Genomic DNA, 16,849 nt, shown 5'->3' on the forward strand with positions numbered 1-16,849 from the left:
CCCACTCAGTGCGGGTGACCGGCGCGGAGTGAGCCGGCACACCCGCACCTATCGAGGCGCGATTCCATGGACAGCATTCGCGGCAATACTGTGCTGCAATTTGGCCAAGCACCGATCGAGCCCAACACTCGCAACGCTCAGTTCCGTCGATCGTTCGACCTGAACCTGTTCGGCAACCCTGCCGCGCCATTGCCTACCCTCAACCCAGCGCGGTTGTTCGAGTACGGCGTGCTCCCCCTGAGCCTGCCGCGATTTGGCCTGCAACAGGCGCTGCGCCCAGACTCGACCCTGGTGGGCCCGCTGCGCCATCTGGCCAACTCCGCCCCCACCGTGGGCCGGGCGTTGATCGCGGTGATTCGCTACATGCACCATCACTCCCCAACGTTCTTGTTCCGTCTGGAGCAACGCGCCGACTATGCCACCCTGTATTTCGATCAGCGTCAGTCCACCGCCCAATCGACGCCGCACTTGCTCGAGATGGCGGTACACGGCGCGCAGCTGCTGATCGGCGAGCTACGCGGCACCCCCCTGTTTCCCCGCGCTGTCAGTCTGCGTCACGCGCCGTTGGGCAATGACTCGGGCTATGCCCGGTACTTCGGCTGCCCGGTGCTGTTCGACCAGCCGCACGACGGCCTGGTAATGCCTGTCGATGTGCTCCAGGAAGCCTGCGTGCAGCAGGACCGCGACCTGCATGCCATCGTTCGCCAGTTCCTGGACAACCGGCTCATCCCCAGCGGTAATCTGCTGGCGGCGGTCGAAGCCAGAATCCAGATGCTGCTGCCCACCCAGCGCTGCACCCTGGAGCAGGTGGCCCTGGCCTTGCAGATGAACCCGCGTACCCTGCAACGGCGCCTGGCCGGCGAGGGCATCGAATTCGAGGTGCACCTGGACGCCATTCGTCGCCATCAGGCACAGCGAATGCTGCGTGAGACCACGCTGAGTGTGGGGCAGATCGCCAACGAGCTGGGCTATCGCCGTACCACTTCATTCTGCCGCGCGCATCTGCGCTGGTTCGCCATGACGCCGCTGGAACATCGGCGCCAATTCGGTGCTCCTGGCATCGCGCTGCGGTAACCCGCGCTCAGCACGCCTCGCCGCCGTCTCCGGGCGGGCGCGCCGGTGCGGCGAACCAGCGCTCGCGGGGCACCCATTTTTCCTGGGGCGGGTCGGCCAGATAGTGCGGCGACATGATCTGCACGCCGTATTCGTTGAAGACATCCTGGATATTGGCGTGCAACAGGCTCAGCAACTCCGCCCGTGGCCGTGGTTCGCTGGGCACCGCCTGGGCCACCAGACGGTACTCGGGGTAGAAGTCCGACAGTCCGGTCTGGAACACCTGCGGACTCGGGTTGGCAAGAATGCCCTCGGTACGCTGCGCCGCCTCCACCAGCATCGCTTCGACCTGACGCCAAGGTGTGTCATAGCCGATGGTGACCACCGTGTCGACGATGTAGCCCCGGCCTTGCACCGCACGCGAGTAGTTGCGGGTGACCGAGCCGGTGATCATCGAGTTGGGCAAGGTCAGCACCTCGCCAAGGCCGGTGCGAATGGTGGTGTTGAACATGCCGACCTCGGTCACCGTGCCTTCGTTGTCGCCCACCCGCACGTATTCGCCGGCCTTGAGCGTGCGCGAATAGGTCAGGATGAGTCCCGCCGCGGCCTGCCCGACCACGCTGGAAGCGCCCAGCGAGATCATCAGGCCGAGCAGCACCGACAGCCCTTTGAAGGCATCGGTGCCGGAGCCTGGCAGGTAGGGGTATGCCATGACCAGAGCGAACAGCCATATCCCCAGCGAAGTCAATCGGGTGGTGGGCTGCAAAGTTTCTTCGGTCAGCCACTTCAGCGTTCCGGGGCGGGCCAGGCGTTCGAGCAGACGCTTGCTGAAGGCGCTGATGCCGCGGGCGATGAAGAAGATCATCACGGCCACGACGATACCCGGAACGGCCTGCAAGATGCCGTCGAGCAGGTAGCGCAGCAGATCGAGCAGATACAGGTTGAGGCTTTCGCCCCATGGCCGGGTATAGGGGAACTGTGACAGCACGAAGCTCAGCCACTGGTAGCTGAGCAGTGCCACGATCACCCAGTACGTCAAGCGCAGCAGACGGTCGATGAGGAAGTACACGTACTGCATGTCGAATAGGGGCAACTGGCCGACTTTGATCTGCCGGGCGCGCTCCCGCATCAGCAGCGGCAGGCGTCCGCGCAGCTTGCGCCGGCCCAGGTTGGCACCTTTGATCATGACCACGAACAGCAGCGTTGCGAGGGCGGAATAGCCCAGCGCCTTGAGCAGGAAACGCACGCTGCGCGCCTCGCCGGTTTCATCGACCACCTGACGCAGATTGGCCGCGGCCAGCTCGGCCGCCTCGCGGGTGTCACCGCCCTGCACACCCAGATCCTGGGGCGCGACGATGAACGCGCGTCGTCCGCCGAGCAAGACCAGGTGGCTGTTGAGAATGCGGTCGACCCGCACCGGCAGCTCGTCGGTCCCACGCAGGGTTTCCTCGATCACTGCCGTGGCGCGCTGCGCGCGGGCAGTGGGGGTCTCGCCGAGCAGCGTGGCGTGGAAGGTGAAAATGGTCCGGTTGGCGATACGCAGCTCCGCCGGCTCGCCCGGCACGCCCTCGGTGGCGCTACCCACCACCTCCTTGCCCTGCCCCACCAGCGGCAGCAAGGCACATAGCACCAGCAGCACAGTCAACAGGCGGTTCATCGCAGGCTCCCAGGCCGACAGTCTTTAGTGATAGCACAGACTTCACTGGCCGGCGCCGAGCCCCAGGAACCAGCGATAGTAGGGGTTGTCTCCGTCGCTGCGGGCCAACGCCGAAGCCTCTCTGGCCCAGGCCTGGCGGTTGCCGTTGTAGGCATGCAGGCTGAGGCTGTAGAACGCTGCCAGACTGCGCCACTGGTCATTCACCGCACTGGCGAAGCCCGCATCGGCGCCTTGCAGCGGCGGGGCCTTGCGCAGGGCCAGCAAGGCAGGCAGTACCCGGGTGATCTCCCGTGGGCGCACCCAGGGCGCGTACTCGATGCGCGGCTGATCGTCGGTCACCGGCAAGGCGTCGGCGGCATAACGCTCAAGCCCGGAGCGGTCGGTGATCCAGGTCGCCAGCAACGCCTGGGGCGAAGCGATGCCGACCTCGGCCAGCGCTTCGGCCACTGGGCCATGCGCCAGGCGCTGGCGGATCCGCGCCACATCCAGCGGCATCGGCTGCAACGAGCCGATCAGCAGCATCTCGTGAAACTCCGTGGTCCACAGCGTGGCGTGGGGAAACACATCGATGAAGCTGCGTACCAGCGAACGGCTTTCTTCGTCGTTCTGGGTCGGTAGCGGCAGCCACTGCGCCACCAGGCCCGCCGGTTGCAAACGGGCAGCGGCCAGTTGGTAGAAGTCGCGTGAATAGAGGTTGACCACGCCGGCGGCAGAAGGCGGTGGCGGCTCCAGGGTGATCAGGTCGTAGCGTTGCTCGCTGCGCAGCAATTCCCGGCGCCCATCGCGCAGCCGAATGTCCAGTCGCGGGTCGTCAACGGCTGCATAGTTGCCTATGAAGTGCGGAGCGGCCGCCAGCACGTCGGCCAGCAGCTCGGCCACCACCGGACGCTCCAGGCCGGGATAACGCAGCATGGCCCCAGCGGTGATGCCGGTACCAAAGCCGATCACCAATGCCGAGCGCGGTTCGCCGCTGTGGATCAGCAGCGGCAGCAAAGCCTGCAGGCGCATGTAGCGCAATGACGGCATGGCATCGCCGGTGTTGGACACCCCCTGGATGTACAAACGGCTGAAGGTCCGCCCTTCTCGTCCCTGGGTCACCACCGCCACGGTGCCGCCCTTGCCTTCGTGGTAATAGGCGAGCTGCCCATTGCGCGCTCCAGGCAGCAGTTCGGCCAGGCGCTGCGGCGGGGTCACCAGCGCCAGCAGCAGCGTCGCCAGTGCCACCGCTGCCACGCCAAGCGTAGCCGGGCGGCGCACCCCTTGACCCCGCCAGACCGCCACCAGTCCCACGCCGGCAGCCAGCCCAGCAAGTATCGCCAAGGCACGTACCAGGCCAACCTGCGGCACCAGGACGAAGCCTGTGAGCAGCACGCCGGCGATACCTCCGAGCGTATTGAGCGCTACCACCGTGCCCACGTCCCGGCCCACATGGTCGCTGTCCACCACCAGACGCAGGGCCAGCGGAAACGCGGCGCCAAGCAATGTGGTGGGCACGAAGACCATGCACAGGGCCGCGACCGCGAAACGCGCGGACATCCCCGCCAGTGCGCTGCCGGTCACCTGCACGACCAGCAACTCGGCCTGGGTCTGAGCCAGCACCAGCCAGCGCCCCAGCCCCGCCAGCTGTAATAGCGCGAGCAGCCCGGCAACGGCAATCAACAGGCCGAACAGCCCCCAGGGATCGCGAATGCGCTCAGCGCGCCGGGCATACAGCCAACTGCCGGCGAGCAGCCCGCTGAGGTAGGTGGCCAGCACCACGGCGAAGGCGAAGGCACGGGTGCTCATGAACGGCACGATGGACTGGCTCCACACCACCTCGTAACCCAACGCCACACCCCCGGCCAGGCAGTACAGGCCAACAGCCAGACGTGCCTGGGCCGAACGCGGGGCGGGCACTGGTCGGGCAGGCGCCGGCAAGGTCGTGTCGCGACCGCGGAGCAGCCAGGCGCCGAGGGCCGCCAGCAGGTTCAGGCTGGCGGCGACGCAGGCGCTGCCGGTGACGCCCAGGCGTGGTAACAATACGAAGGCCGCCAGCAGGGTACCGGCGATGGCCCCGGCGGTGTTGGCCGCGTACAAGCGCCCTCCTGCCTCCGCCAACTGCCCGCTGACGGGGGCCTGCGCTCGCACCAGCACCGGCAGCGTGCCGCCCATGAGAAATGCCGGCAGGCCCACCAACGCGAACGGCAACGCCCAGGCCAGCAAGCCTACACTGGCCTCCAGGCGAGCGAACGGCCCGGCGGCGTGGGCCAGACTCAGGGTGGCGCCCAGTCCGAGGAGCGCGACGGCCAGTTCCAGCGACACATACAAGCGCAGTGGGCGGCTCAGGCGGTCGGCCCAGCGGCCGAGCCACAGGCCGCCGAAGGCCAGCCCGGCGAAGAAGGCGCTGATGCCGGTGGCCACGGCGTGCACTTCCACGCCCACCACCAACGACAGCTGTTTGATCCATAGCACCTGGTAGACCAGCCCGGCGGTCCCCGAGAGAAACAGTAGCGAGGCTGGCAAGGCCAGCAGCAAACGGGACTGCATGTGGCGCTCACGGGTGACGGCAGAGGATGCTGCGGGTGATGCCATGGGGAGCGCCTTATCCGGTACAGGTGAAAAACAGGAGCGGGTCTGCCCGCTCCTGTCGTCATGGCACTACGGTAGACCTCACTGCTTGTTCATCTTCGCCTCGATCTTCTTGTCCACGTCAGCACGGATCTGGTCGATGCTGAAGCTGGCCGGGCGTTGGCTCGGCGGGTAGTCGACGAAGGTCTGCAGGAAAGCAGCTGCTTTGCGGACACCATTGAAAATCAGGAAATCATTCTTGGTGAGCCAATCATAGTACTGGTCCGACACGACGTCGGCGCGTTCGTATGGGTCCATGCGCAGGTTGAACAGCTTGGGCACCCGCAAGCAGGTGAATGGCTCACTCCAGACCTTCAATCCGCCTGGGGCACGTTGCTCACAGAACACCAGCTTCCAGTCGTCATAGCGCATGCCGACCAGGTCACCGTCATCGCTGAAATAATAGAACTCTTTACGCGCGCTCTTATCGGTCTTGCCGGTCAACATGTCCAGCTGATTGTATCCATCGAGATGAACTTTGAAGTTCTTGCCCCCCAGATCAGCCCCCTTCAACAGGCGCTCCTTGATGTCTGTATCGCCCACCGCGGCGAGCAGCGTCGGGAACCAGTCGAGGCCAGAAATCATCTGCGTATTGATCGTGTCGGCCTTGATCTTGCCAGGCCAGCGGATGATTGCAGGTACGCGGAAGGCACCTTCCCAGTTCGAGTTCTTCTCATTACGGAACGGCGTGGTCGCCGCGTCCGGCCAGGACCATTGATTAGGCCCATTGTCGGTCGTGTAGACGACGATGGTGTTGTCGGTGACCTTGAGGTCATCCAATGTCTTCAGCAGCTTGCCTACATCACCATCGTGCTCGAGCATACCGTCAGCGTACTCGTTCCCAACCATACCGCTCTGGCCTTGCATGGACTCGCGCACATGGGTGAAGGCATGCATGCGCGTGGTGTTCATCCACACGAAGAACGGTTTGTCGGCCTTGACCTGCTTGTCTATGAAGTTGATCGCCGCCTGGGTGGTTTCGTCGTCGATGGTTTCCATGCGCTTCTTGGTCAGTGCACCGGTATCCTCGATCTTGCCGTCGGCGCTGGACTTGATAACACCGCGTGGCGATGCAGCCTTGACGAATTCCTGGTCATCCTTGGGCCAGAACGGACGCTCCGGCTCCTCTTCGGCATTGAGGTGATACAGGTTGCCGAAGAACTCATCGAAACCATGATTGGTCGGCAGGTACTCGTCGCGGTCGCCCAGGTGGTTCTTGCCGAACTGGCCGGTGGCATAGCCCTGTGCCTTGAGGGCCTGGGCGATGGTGACGTCGCGTGCCTGAAGGCCCACCGGCACACCGGGCATACCGACCTTGGACAACCCGGTGCGCAGCGCCGACTGGCCGGTGATGAAGGTGGACCGCCCCGCCGTGCAGCTGTTTTCGGCGTAATAGTCGGTGAACATCATGCCTTCCTTGGCGATGCGGTCGATGTTCGGCGTCTGGTAGCCGACCACGCCCTTGCCGTAGGCGCTGATGTTGGTCTGACCGATGTCGTCACCGAAGATGACCAGAATGTTCGGCTTGTCCGCCGCACTGGCCATTCCCATCGCCAACGTTGCCGAGGCTGCAAGGGCAGCCGCCGACAACCACGTTCTGCTGGACTTCATAGCTACGCTCTCCGTTTCACGTCACTGCTGTCGTCCACGACTGCTGGCACGGAATCTACCGTGCGCCTGCGGCTGGTTTTTGAATCACTGCGGTGTTTCAAAGGGGTACACCCGGCGCCATTCGTTGGCCATGTCGACCACGGTCCAACCCTTGATCCGGGCCTGGACAAGCGCCTTGTCGAGCCGGCCCACCGAGCTGTTGCGGTCATAAGCCCACTCGCGCTGGGCGTCGGTGTGGTGTACCAGTCCGGCAAAGCGTTTGCCTTTGCCGGCCGTGGTCCACTGCAGCATCTGCAGGTCGCCGTCAGAGTTACCAAAGGCCAGCACGGGCCGACGGCCGATGATCGAATCGATGCTGACCGGTTTGCCTGGGCCATCGTCGTTGTGCACGAGCTCGGGCAGGCGCTGGATGCTCAATGTGCCTTGCTTGTCCTGGAACGCTGCATTCAGGGTGGTGCCGATCACCTGTTCCGGGGGGATGCCATACACCTCTTCGGCAAAGGCACGCATGAATGCGACCTCCCCGCCAGAGACAATGTAGGTCTTGAAGCCGTTGTTACGCAGGTACGCCAGCAACTCCAACATCGGCTGAAAGACCATTTCGGTGTACGGCTTGCCGGTGCGCGGGTGACGGGCGCTGGCCAGCCAGCTGCGGCTGCGGGCAATGAAGTCTTCGCTGCTCATGCCCGCGTGGGTGGCCACCACGATTTTCATCATGCCGTCCATGCCTTGGGCAGCCAGCGCCTGGTGATCGTTCTCCAGCACCGCCTTGAACGGTTGCTGCTCACGCCACTGCGGATGTTGCGGGGCCAGGCGCTTGATTTCGTCCATGGCGAACAGCACTTCGAAATACATCGGCTGCTCGCTCCACAGCGTGCCGTCGTTGTCAAACACCGCGATGCGCTCGGCTGGGGCGATGTAATCGGTGCCTCCCTCTTGAGTTATGGCGCTGACGAATGCCTCGATGGCCTGGCGCGACTGGCCCTCCCGCCAGGACGCCATGGGCTCGGTCGCCAGTGCCTGCAACGCCGGAACAATCAGTAGCACACACAGCAATGTGCGCGCGACAGCCGTGCCAACCGGGGTATGGCGCATGGTCAACCATCCTTGCTGAAGTTGCCGGCCTGACCGTGTTCGGTCAGGGATTCAGTTGCTTGAGTGCGTGCTTGCCCTGTGACTTGGGTGGCTGCGCCTCGACTCGCTGTCGCAGGTTTTGCAATGCCTGCCAGCGGGCATCGGCAGGGGGCCGCTGGGCGGGTCCTGCGGCATAAAAACCCTGGAAGAAGGCTAGCAAAGCTCCCTCACTCTGCCTGTCGCCGAGATGTTCACTTGACGACAGCGTGCGCTGCCCGGTGGCTCTCCGCAGCCACCGGTACATGGCGTCCAGCCGCGCCGGCTCGCGGGCACACTGCTGCCGGGCCTGGCGCCAGGCGTAACCGGGTGATTCCAGCCAGGCCCGGTGGTGGCGTGCCTGCCAGCGCCGCAGCCACTGCCAGCCGGCCAGCCCCCAGGAGAGTGCGGCCCAGGCCAGCCCCGCCAGCAGCAACACCAGCAATGCCAGCAGCACGCCATGGCTGGCGATGCTGACCTGTGCGCCCTGGCCCAGCGCGCGCAAGTCTTCGCGCAGGGAGAACGGCTCCTGGTAGCTGCCCTCGCCTGCTTCTAGGTCCACGGCGGGCACCGAGGCCGTGCGCGCCTGGCCAGTGGTGGCGTCCCACCACCGCACGTCGATGGCTGGCAGCTGGTAGCGGCCTGCTTCACCCACCACATACGTGACGCTGTCCTCGCGCTGGCCGCCCAGTGTGCCTCCGCGCCCGTCACTCAACGGTGTCACGCTGGGCGTCTGCACGTAGCGCTTTAGCCCCTTGACCTGGGCAAGGGTCGGAGGCGGAATGAGCATTGCCTGGCCACCCCGAGCGATGATGTACACCTTGCGGGTAAGGCTGTCGCCTGCGCGCAAAGGCGTGTGCGAACGCTCCACGGTCTGGCTGACCTCCACCGCCTGCGCGACCAGCCGTTGCTCGCCGCCGTTGCCAGCGCCGCCCCTCACCGTGAACGACAAGGGCGGGCTTCGTACCGTCTGCGCTCCCGTGCCCTGGCCCGGGTGCACACGGAACGTCAGCGTCGGGATACTGAACGGCTGGGCCACCGTTGGGGTGATCTGGTAGCTGTAGCGCAGGCCAAAGAAGGTTTTGCCATCGATCTGCTGGTTCAGGTGCCGAGCCTCGCCACCGGGCGGGCCGACCACAGCACCGGGCAACTGCAGCACCGGCAACTCGGGCGGTGCGGTGAACCAAGTGTCGACCAACAGGTCCACCTCCAGGTTGACCGTGCCCCCCACCATGATCGCGCTGTCCGGCACGAGGCGCGCCTGCACCCGCACTTCGGGTTCGGCAGCCCCGGCCAACCCGGCCAGGCAGGCGAGCAACAGCACGGCAAGGCGTGTCATGGCGCCTCCGGGGCGGCCGTTTGCCGTGCGGACTGCTGAATCGAGAACTTGCGCTTGAGAAACTGCGCTGGCGACGTGGTCAGGTTGTTCAACCACACTTGGTCGGACGCCGCCTGTGGCGTCTTCTGCTGCTGTTGCTGTCCGCCCACGGTCGGTGTCTGGTCTTCGACCACCTTGTCGGCTTTCTCGTCGGGCGTGCCGGCTTTTTGCTGATCCTCGTAATCCTTTTGCAACGCTTGCGCCAACGCCAGGTTGGCCTTGGCTTCAGCAAAGTCCGGCTGCAGGCGCAACGCCTGCTGGTAGGCCGCTATGGCCGGGTCGAACTTGAACAGCCGCACGTAGCTATTGCCTTGGTAGAACCAGGCAGGTGCCGTGTCCAGCTTGCCCAGAATGGCCAGCGCTGCCTGGAAATCCGCGGCCTGGTAGGCAGCGACGCCTTTCCAGTAAGGATCGTGAAAGTGCGCGGCGGCCTGTGGGTAGTGACCGTGCTCGAACGCCCAGCGCCCTTGCTGGTCAGCAGTGAAGAAGGCATCGAGCAGAATGCCGGCACGAGCAGGCTCAGCCCCGCTCCCCAGCAGCAACGCCAGCAGCAGGCCGGGTAACCAGTTCACCCGCCAGCCGCGACGCACGCTGAAGAGGCCGATCAGCAGCAGCGGCCAGCACAGCCAGTAGCCGGCATCCTTCCAGTGCACCTGCCCGCCATCGGCGCTGGCGGCCTTGAAGTGGCGCTGGGCGTGCAACTCGACCCAATCCAGGTCATCGTCGCCCAGTGTAAGGCTGCCCAAAGGTGCGCTGGCGGCCTTGGCCAAGCCCTTGAGGCCTTGCTCGTCGAAATCGCCCTGCACAGGCCGGCCTTCGGCGTCGAGCCGGGGCATGCCCTGGGCGGAGCGTAGCGGGCCGGTGGACTGGCTGCCGACCGCCAGCACCAGCACCTGCAGCGGCGTGCCGCCCAGGCGCTTATCGATGGCGTCGAACTGGCTGGGGTCGGCGCCGTCGGTCAGCAGTACCAAGGTGCCTGGGGTCTTTTCCGCATCCAGCAGTTTGAGCGCCTGATCGATTACGCCCAGTACATCCTTACCGGGCGTGCTCATCAGGTCAGTGCTCAATGCCTGGATGAAGGTGTCGAGCAGACCAGGGTCCTCCGTTGTCGGCAGCACCAGATGGGCACTGCCGGCGTAAGCGATCAGCCCAGTGCGCGCCCCGCCACGGCGCATCACCAAGTCGTGCAGGGTGTGGCGTGCGGCAGCCAGGCGGCTGGGCGGTACATCGTCGGCATCCATCGAAGGCGACAGGTCGAGCGCCAGAATCAGCGGCGCGCGGTCATCGAGAAAGTCCGGCGTGTCCTGCTGCCAGGTCGGCCCGGCGGCAGCCAGTGCCGCCAGCACCAGCATGGCTCCCAGCCCGTGCACCGGGCGCAGGCGACGTGGGTCCGCCGGGGTGATCATCAAGTGCTGCACCAGGTGCGGGGCGATGACGCCGTTCAATTGCCGCCGCAGGTCGTGGCGGCGCAGCCACAGTAACGGCAGCAGCACGCCGGGCAAGATCAGCAGCAGCCACCACGGGCGCAGGAAATGGAAAGCGGCCAGGTCGATGGTCATGCCTTTACCCCCGGGCGTCGTGCCCACGCCAGCGCCAACAGGTGGCTCGCCAGCAACGCAACAGCCGCCGCACCCAACGGCCACACGAACAGGTCGCGCTTGGGCTGATGGCTGTACGTCTGCACCTTGTGCGGCGTCAGCCGGTCAAGGGTGGCGTACACCTGTTGCAGCGCCTGGCGGTCGCCGGCACGGAAGAACTGGCCGCCTGTGGTGCGGGAGATGGCCTGCAAGGTGGCGAGGTCGACCTTGGCATCGCCGGTGCTCTGCGGGTCGCCGATACCGATGGTATGTACCACGACGCCGTTGGCCTGAGCCAAGTGGGCTGCATGTTCGGGGGTGATGGCGCTGCTGGTGTCGTTGCCGTCGGTCAGCAGGATCAGTACTTTTTCCTGCTCCTTGGTGTTTTCCAGAGCTTTGATGGTCAGGCCAATGGCATCGCCCAGCGCGGTGTTGGGTCCGGCCATGCCGATACCGACCTCATCGAGCAGCAGCAACAGGCTGGCATGATCGAGGGTCAGCGGCGCCTGGGGATATGCGCCGGTGCCGAACACGATCAAGCCGATGCGGTCGTCTTTGCGCCGGGCAATGAAGTCACGCACCACCGCCTTGACCACGCTCAGGCGGTCGGTCTTCTGGCCGTCTGCATTGCTGTAGTCAGTGGCCTCCATCGACTGGGAGATGTCGATGGCCAGCATCAGGTCGCGGATCGGTTGTACACGCTGGATGGGTTTTTCCACCAGCACCGGCCGGGCACAGGCGGCTACCAGCAAACACCACACCAGCACATTGAGCAGCAGTTGCGCACGCCCGCCACCCACGCTGGCCTGCCCCGGCTGCTTGCCGACGGCGCGGCTCATGGCCGCGAAAAACGGCACGCGCAAGGCGCTGCGGCCTTCCTGGTACGGGGCCAGTAACCGATAAGCCAGCCACGCCAGCGGCAGCAGCAGAAACGCCCAGGGGTAATCAAACTGCCACATGGTGCCCCTCGATCCAGCGGCGACTGGCACTGAACAGCGCGCTTGCCTGCTGCGCATCCAGTGCCCGCACGGCGGCATCGGGGGCATAGGCCAGCGTGTGCAGGGCATCGGCGAAGTTGGCCGGCAACGGCTGGGGGGCGCGCAGGTCAAGAAAGGCTTGCCAGGACGCACCGGACAGGCTGGCCGCCGTAGGCGCAGCCGGCATCGACAAGGCCACGCGCTTGAGCAGTTCGGGCAGCTCGCGCAGGGCAGCCAGGCGCTGTTCACCCTGGCTCGCGGCCAGCGCATCGAGCCGGGCCAGCGCCTCGCGCCGGTATTGGTCACGCCGCCACTGGCGCCAGCGCAACGCCGCCCACAGGCTGACCAGCGCTAGCAGCAAAATGGCGAGTGCCAACCAGGCCCAGGTCTGCGGCAGATAGCTGAACGGCGGCACTCCGGGAGTCAGTTCGCGAAGCTGGTCGATGGACGGCGCAGTGTTCATCGGGGCACCTGGGCCAGGCGACCCAGCTCACGACGCAACTGGTCAAGGCTGTCGTCGCCGGTGCTGATCAACATCAGCGGAACCTGGCTGCGGCGCAGCAGGTCGGCCACATCTTGCAAGCGCCCGGCCAGAAATTCGCCCAAGGGTTGGTTGATGCGCCGCTGGCCAACCTCCAGCTCCACCTGCACAGCGCCCTGGGTGACGTTCAGGCGGCCCTTGTCCGGCACCTGCAGGGCGATCGGGTCGAACACCTGAATCGCGATCACATCATTGTGCTGGCTCAGCTGGCGCAACAATGGCAAGGTCTCGGGCGTGATGCCGGCAAAATCGCTGATGATGCAGATCAGGTGGTCGTGGCCGGCACTGGCAGCGCAGCTGCGCAGCACCTTGTCCAGCTGGGCATCGTTCTCCTGATCGGCGGTATAGGCGGACAACCGGTGGTTGGCCTTGATCACGGCACTGCACAACGCCTCGACCCGCGCCCGGCTGCGCAGCGGTCGAACATACTGCACCTGCCGGCCGTCAAAGACCATGCCGCCCACGCGGTCACCGGCATGGAAGGCCATCCAGGCACAGATCGCCGCCAGCTGCGCGGCGCTGACCGATTTGAAGTAGCGCCGGGAGCCGAAGTACATGCTCATGCGCTGATCCACCAACACCAGGGTGGGCCGGTCGCGCTCCTCGGTGAAGGTGCGCACGAACGGTTTGCCATAGCGCAGTGATGCCCGCCAGTCGAGGTGGCGCAAGTCGTCGCCGGGCAGGTAATGGCGCAGCTCGTCAAAACTCAACCCACGCCCGCGCAGGCGCGAGGCGTGGTTGCCGGAGAGGATGCTCGACAGCGGCTGGCGGGCCACGAAGCTCAGGCCCCGAGCACGCGCCTCCAACGCCATGAGCTCGGCGAGCGAGGCATACACGAAGCCGTCTGCAACTACCTTGTTGGAATCCATAGGCATGTCCGTCAGGCGGGAATCGCCACCTTATCCAGCAACCGATCGATGACCTGGTCGGCACCCACTCCATCGGTGACCGCGTCGTAGGAAAGCTGCAAGCGGTGGCGCAGCACCGGATGCACCACCGCACGCACGTTGTCGGGCGACACGAAATCCTGGCCTTGCAGCCAGGCGTGGGCGCGCGACACCCGGTCAAGGCTGATGCCGCCACGCGGGCTGGCACCGATCCTGATCCAGCGCGCCAGGTCAGGGTCGTAGTCATCCGGGTGCCGCGTGGCGTTGACCAGGTCGATCAGGTAGCGGTCGATGGCCTCGGACACATGCACCTGCGCCACCTCGCGGCGGGCGTCGAAAATCACCTGCTGTGCCAGCCGCGCCGGTTTCGCGGCTGCCTCGTGGCTGGCCTGGTCCTCTTCCCGCACCAGACGCAACACCTGGGTTTCGTCCTCAGGGCGCGGGTAGTCGAGTTGCAGCTTCATCAAGAAGCGGTCCATCTGCGCTTCGGGCAGAGGGTAGGTGCCCTCTTGCTCGATCGGGTTCTGGGTAGCCAGCACCATGAACAGCCCGGGCATCGGGTAGCTTTGCCCGGCCACAGTGATCTGGCGCTCTTCCATGGCTTCGAGCAAGGCCGCCTGGACCTTGGCCGGAGCGCGGTTGATTTCGTCGGCGAGGATGACGTTGCCGAACAGCGGGCCGGGTTGAAAGCTGATTTTGTTGCCTTCAGCTGTCTGCTGCAGGATCTCGCCGCCGGTGATGTCCGAGGGCAGCAGGTCCGGCGTGAACTGGATGCGCCGCATCTGCGCCTCGAGGTGTGTGGCCAGGGCCTTGACCGTGCGGGTTTTGGCCAGTCCTGGCAGGCTTTCGAGCAGCACATGGCCGTTGGCGAGCAGGCCCAGCAGGACATGGCGAATGGTTTCGGCCTGGCCGAGAACTTTTTCGGCGACCGATGCTTCCAGGGCCTGGAGGTATTCGTGGGTATTCAAAGGCGCGATCCTTGGATGGGTTGGCGGTCTGGTAAATCCTAGTCGCGCACCGGGTGGGTGCAATGGCTGTCGTGAAGAGAGAATGGGAGGTTCGATGCTAAGATACGTCGCATCTGTGATATCGAGCGCCGCGCGCGGCGTTCGATATCACAGGTGACACACCCATAACGCTGGACACATTCAGCGGCCTTGCTTCCAATACGGCTCAATCGCCTGCAACCGCGGATCTTCCGGCGCCACTTCGCGCATCCGCTGGACATACGGAAACGCCTGCTCACGCTCGCCAGCTAGCGCATGCAGGTAGATCAGCGTGTACAGCAAATCCGCATTCTCCGGCGCTTGTTCCAATCCGCTGCGCAATGCCACCAACGCCTCATCGCGGCGGTTCATACGCGACAACAGCAACCCCTGGTTGTAACGGATGCGCGAATTGCCCGGCAGCGCCACGGCAGCCTTTTCCATCCAGCCGACGGCCTCATCCGGTTTGTTGCGCTCCACCAGCAACAGCGCCAGCATGTAGGCCAGGTTGCCGTGGTCGGCCTCGGGCATCTTCTCCAGTGCCACGCCATCACGCAGCAACTGCTCAGCTTTGTCCAGCCGCTGGGCGCTGCTTTCCAGGGTCACCAGGTTGACCCTGGCAGGGAGGAAATACGGGTCCATCTTCAGGGCCTGCCGGTACTCTTGCATGGCCTGCTCGTCGCGCCCCTGGCGCTGCAGCAGCACGGCCAGGTTGAGCCGCCCGCCGGGCAGGTCGGCGTTGCTGCGCAGGCGCTGCTCATACTCGGCAAGCAGTGGCGCGAACGTGGCTGGCAGTTGCTCCGCCGGCACATCGGCCAACGCCCGCACGGCTTCGTCACGCACCGCCCGGTCAGGGTCTTCAAGCAACGGCAGCAGTGGCTTCAGGCGCTGCTCGGCTGGCAGGCTGGTAAAACCGCCGACCGCATAGGCGCGCACCACGGCGTCCTTGTCCTGCAGGGCCCAGCGCAGGTTGCTGGAGGCAGCGGGGCCAATGTCGGCCAGCTGGTCGGCGGCGGTCGCGCGCACGATGGCCGGGTTGCTCTTGTCGGCCAACACGTACCCCAAGCGACTCAAGGCTGTGGACGGGTCCTGGCGCACCCCGTGGAAGGCCTGGCCATAGTGGACCGGGCGTTTGGGCGTACCGAACCAGCCCTCGATGGCAGTGGCGGCCCAGGCCGGCTTCTGATCCTGATGGCAGGTGGTGCAGGCGTCGGGGCCGGTATCAGCCAAGTCGGGGCGCGGAATGCGGATGCTGTGGTCGCGGCGGGGGTCTATCACCATGTAGTTCTTGGTCGGCATGTGGCAGTTCACGCACTGCGCACCGGACGAGCCGACCACGTGGTGATGATGTTCCGGGCTGTCGTAGTCCTTGGCTTGCAGGCCGGCGAAGCGAGCGGTATTGGGCTGGGTGTTATGGCATTGCGTGCACAGGCCGTTGCCTTCGATACGTACCTTGGTGGTGTGCGGGTTGTGGCAGTCGGTGCAGCCAACCCCGGCCGCGTACATCTTGCTTTGGCTGAACGAGCCGAATTCGTATACCTCGCCGTCGATCTGTCCGGCGTCATGATACAGGCCGGTACGCAGCGTGGCGGGCAAACTCTGGTCCAGTTGCGGGTGACCCGGCAGCTGGCCGGTGCCCAGCCCTTGGCGTCGGCTGTGGCAATAGGCGCACTGCTCGACCTGGCCCTTGCTGCCCAACGCTTTGAAGTCCACGGCCAAACCTTGCGCCGGCGAGGCGCCAGGGTGCTCCTTTGCCCAATCTACGTGGGCCTGGCCTGGCCCGTGGCAGCCTTGGCAACCGACATTCTGCTCCTGCCAGGTACTGGCGAAGCTGTCTTTTTTGTCGTCATAGTTCTTGGCCAGAGCGGTGGAATGGCAGTCCGCGCACATGCCGTTCCAGTTCTGGTAGCGGCCGGTCCAGTGCAGAGGGTCGTCAGGGGCGAAGCGTTGCCCCGGGTACAGCGAGAACCAGCGCTGCCCACCGTGTGCGGCCGGACGGCTGTCCCAGGCCAGGGTCAGGGCCTGCAGCCGCCCCCTCGACAACGCCACCAGATATTGCTGCAACGGTTCGAAGCCAAAGGTGTAGAGCACGCGAAAGTCGGCCGGCTTGCCATCTTCGCCCTCGATGTTGACGTAATAGCCGTCACCTTTGCGGAAAAAACGGGCTTTGACGCCGGCCTCGTCGAAGCGCGCATTGTCGAAATTGCCGAGCACGTTGGCTGCCGTGGGCTCGCGCAATGCCCAGGCATGGTCGGAATGCTCCCATTGGCTGGCCTGATCGGCATGACAACCCAGGCAACTTCCGACATCGGCATAACCCTCGCGCTCGCTGGCCTGGCGCGGCAATTGCCCCTCGGCAATCGCCAGCGCAGGGCTGCCCAGCAGCAAGCCCAAAAGGCAGGTGCGCAGCAGCGCCATGAACCACATCCTTGCAGGTACAACTTGCATTATCACGTCGCTCCAGC

The 16,849-nt window shown here is 65.2% G+C and carries 12 protein-coding genes; 1 reads left to right on the plus strand and 11 read right to left on the minus strand.

Going from position 1 to position 16,849, the window contains the following annotated elements; all coding sequences use genetic code 11:
* Positions 1 to 66 precede the first annotated feature (66 nt).
* Entirely contained in the window at positions 67 to 1,074 is a 1,008-nt protein-coding gene (locus E2H86_RS09815; protein ID WP_133327148.1) for an AraC family transcriptional regulator, read from the plus strand.
* A gap of 7 nt (positions 1,075 to 1,081) precedes the next feature.
* Here the strand turns inward: E2H86_RS09815 and E2H86_RS09820 are convergent, their stop codons facing one another.
* From E2H86_RS09820 to E2H86_RS09870, 11 genes are all read right to left on the minus strand, one after another.
* Entirely contained in the window at positions 1,082 to 2,710 is a 1,629-nt protein-coding gene (locus tag E2H86_RS09820; RefSeq protein ID WP_133327150.1) for a mechanosensitive ion channel family protein, read from the minus strand.
* A 42-nt stretch (positions 2,711 to 2,752) separates the two neighbouring features.
* A complete protein-coding gene (locus E2H86_RS09825) occupies positions 2,753 to 5,281 on the minus strand; it encodes a fused MFS/spermidine synthase (protein WP_133327152.1) in 2,529 nt (842 codons plus the stop codon).
* Between the two features lie 78 nt (positions 5,282 to 5,359).
* The gene (locus E2H86_RS09830) at positions 5,360 to 6,928 is read right to left on the minus strand and encodes an arylsulfatase (protein WP_133327154.1); all 1,569 of its coding nucleotides are present in this window, start codon (positions 6,926 to 6,928) and stop codon (positions 5,360 to 5,362) included.
* Positions 6,929 to 7,012: 84 nt separating this feature from the next.
* Entirely contained in the window at positions 7,013 to 8,023 is a 1,011-nt protein-coding gene (locus E2H86_RS09835) for an HAD family hydrolase (RefSeq protein ID WP_133327156.1), read from the minus strand.
* Positions 8,024 to 8,066: 43 nt separating this feature from the next.
* A complete protein-coding gene (locus E2H86_RS09840; protein WP_133327158.1) occupies positions 8,067 to 9,377 on the minus strand; it encodes a BatD family protein in 1,311 nt (436 codons plus the stop codon).
* The gene (locus tag E2H86_RS09845) at positions 9,374 to 10,975 is read right to left on the minus strand and encodes a VWA domain-containing protein (protein WP_133327160.1); all 1,602 of its coding nucleotides are present in this window, start codon (positions 10,973 to 10,975) and stop codon (positions 9,374 to 9,376) included. Before E2H86_RS09845 ends, E2H86_RS09840 begins: the two co-directional genes overlap by 4 nt.
* Positions 10,972 to 11,952: a vWA domain-containing protein gene (locus E2H86_RS09850; RefSeq protein ID WP_133327161.1), complete on the minus strand. Its 981-nt coding sequence runs from the start codon at positions 11,950 to 11,952 to the stop codon at positions 10,972 to 10,974. Before E2H86_RS09850 ends, E2H86_RS09845 begins: the two co-directional genes overlap by 4 nt.
* Positions 11,939 to 12,433 (minus strand): DUF4381 domain-containing protein, encoded by a 495-nt coding sequence (locus tag E2H86_RS09855; protein ID WP_133327163.1) that lies wholly within the window; start codon positions 12,431 to 12,433, stop codon positions 11,939 to 11,941. The genes E2H86_RS09850 and E2H86_RS09855 overlap by 14 nt, the downstream gene beginning before the upstream one ends.
* Positions 12,430 to 13,380 (minus strand): DUF58 domain-containing protein, encoded by a 951-nt coding sequence (locus tag E2H86_RS09860; RefSeq protein ID WP_133327165.1) that lies wholly within the window; start codon positions 13,378 to 13,380, stop codon positions 12,430 to 12,432. Before E2H86_RS09860 ends, E2H86_RS09855 begins: the two co-directional genes overlap by 4 nt.
* Positions 13,381 to 13,391: 11 nt before the next feature.
* Positions 13,392 to 14,366, minus strand: coding sequence for an AAA family ATPase (locus E2H86_RS09865; protein ID WP_133327167.1), 975 nt, complete (start codon positions 14,364 to 14,366; stop codon positions 13,392 to 13,394).
* A 180-nt stretch (positions 14,367 to 14,546) separates the two neighbouring features.
* The gene (locus E2H86_RS09870; protein WP_133327169.1) at positions 14,547 to 16,802 is read right to left on the minus strand and encodes a tetratricopeptide repeat protein; all 2,256 of its coding nucleotides are present in this window, start codon (positions 16,800 to 16,802) and stop codon (positions 14,547 to 14,549) included.
* Positions 16,803 to 16,849: the final 47 nt, after the last annotated feature.

It is taken from the genome of Pseudomonas putida (genome assembly GCF_004357765.1).
Lineage (GTDB): Bacteria > Pseudomonadota > Gammaproteobacteria > Pseudomonadales > Pseudomonadaceae > Aquipseudomonas > Aquipseudomonas putida_U.

What these genes read in the sequence shown, in the direction of transcription:
- E2H86_RS09815 (WP_133327148.1), top strand. Translation starts at nt 67, where the DNA reads ATGGACAGCATTCGCGGCAATACTGTGCTGCAATTTGGCCAAGCACCG.
- E2H86_RS09820 (WP_133327150.1), bottom strand. Translation starts at nt 2,710, where the DNA reads ATGAACCGCCTGTTGACTGTGCTGCTGGTGCTATGTGCCTTGCTGCCG.
- E2H86_RS09825 (WP_133327152.1), bottom strand. Translation starts at nt 5,281, where the DNA reads ATGGCATCACCCGCAGCATCCTCTGCCGTCACCCGTGAGCGCCACATG.
- E2H86_RS09830 (WP_133327154.1), bottom strand. Translation starts at nt 6,928, where the DNA reads ATGAAGTCCAGCAGAACGTGGTTGTCGGCGGCTGCCCTTGCAGCCTCG.
- E2H86_RS09835 (WP_133327156.1), bottom strand. Translation starts at nt 8,023, where the DNA reads ATGCGCCATACCCCGGTTGGCACGGCTGTCGCGCGCACATTGCTGTGT.
- E2H86_RS09840 (WP_133327158.1), bottom strand. Translation starts at nt 9,377, where the DNA reads ATGACACGCCTTGCCGTGCTGTTGCTCGCCTGCCTGGCCGGGTTGGCC.
- E2H86_RS09845 (WP_133327160.1), bottom strand. Translation starts at nt 10,975, where the DNA reads ATGACCATCGACCTGGCCGCTTTCCATTTCCTGCGCCCGTGGTGGCTG.
- E2H86_RS09850 (WP_133327161.1), bottom strand. Translation starts at nt 11,952, where the DNA reads ATGTGGCAGTTTGATTACCCCTGGGCGTTTCTGCTGCTGCCGCTGGCG.
- E2H86_RS09855 (WP_133327163.1), bottom strand. Translation starts at nt 12,433, where the DNA reads ATGAACACTGCGCCGTCCATCGACCAGCTTCGCGAACTGACTCCCGGA.
- E2H86_RS09860 (WP_133327165.1), bottom strand. Translation starts at nt 13,380, where the DNA reads ATGGATTCCAACAAGGTAGTTGCAGACGGCTTCGTGTATGCCTCGCTC.
- E2H86_RS09870 (WP_133327169.1), bottom strand. Translation starts at nt 16,802, where the DNA reads ATGGCGCTGCTGCGCACCTGCCTTTTGGGCTTGCTGCTGGGCAGCCCT.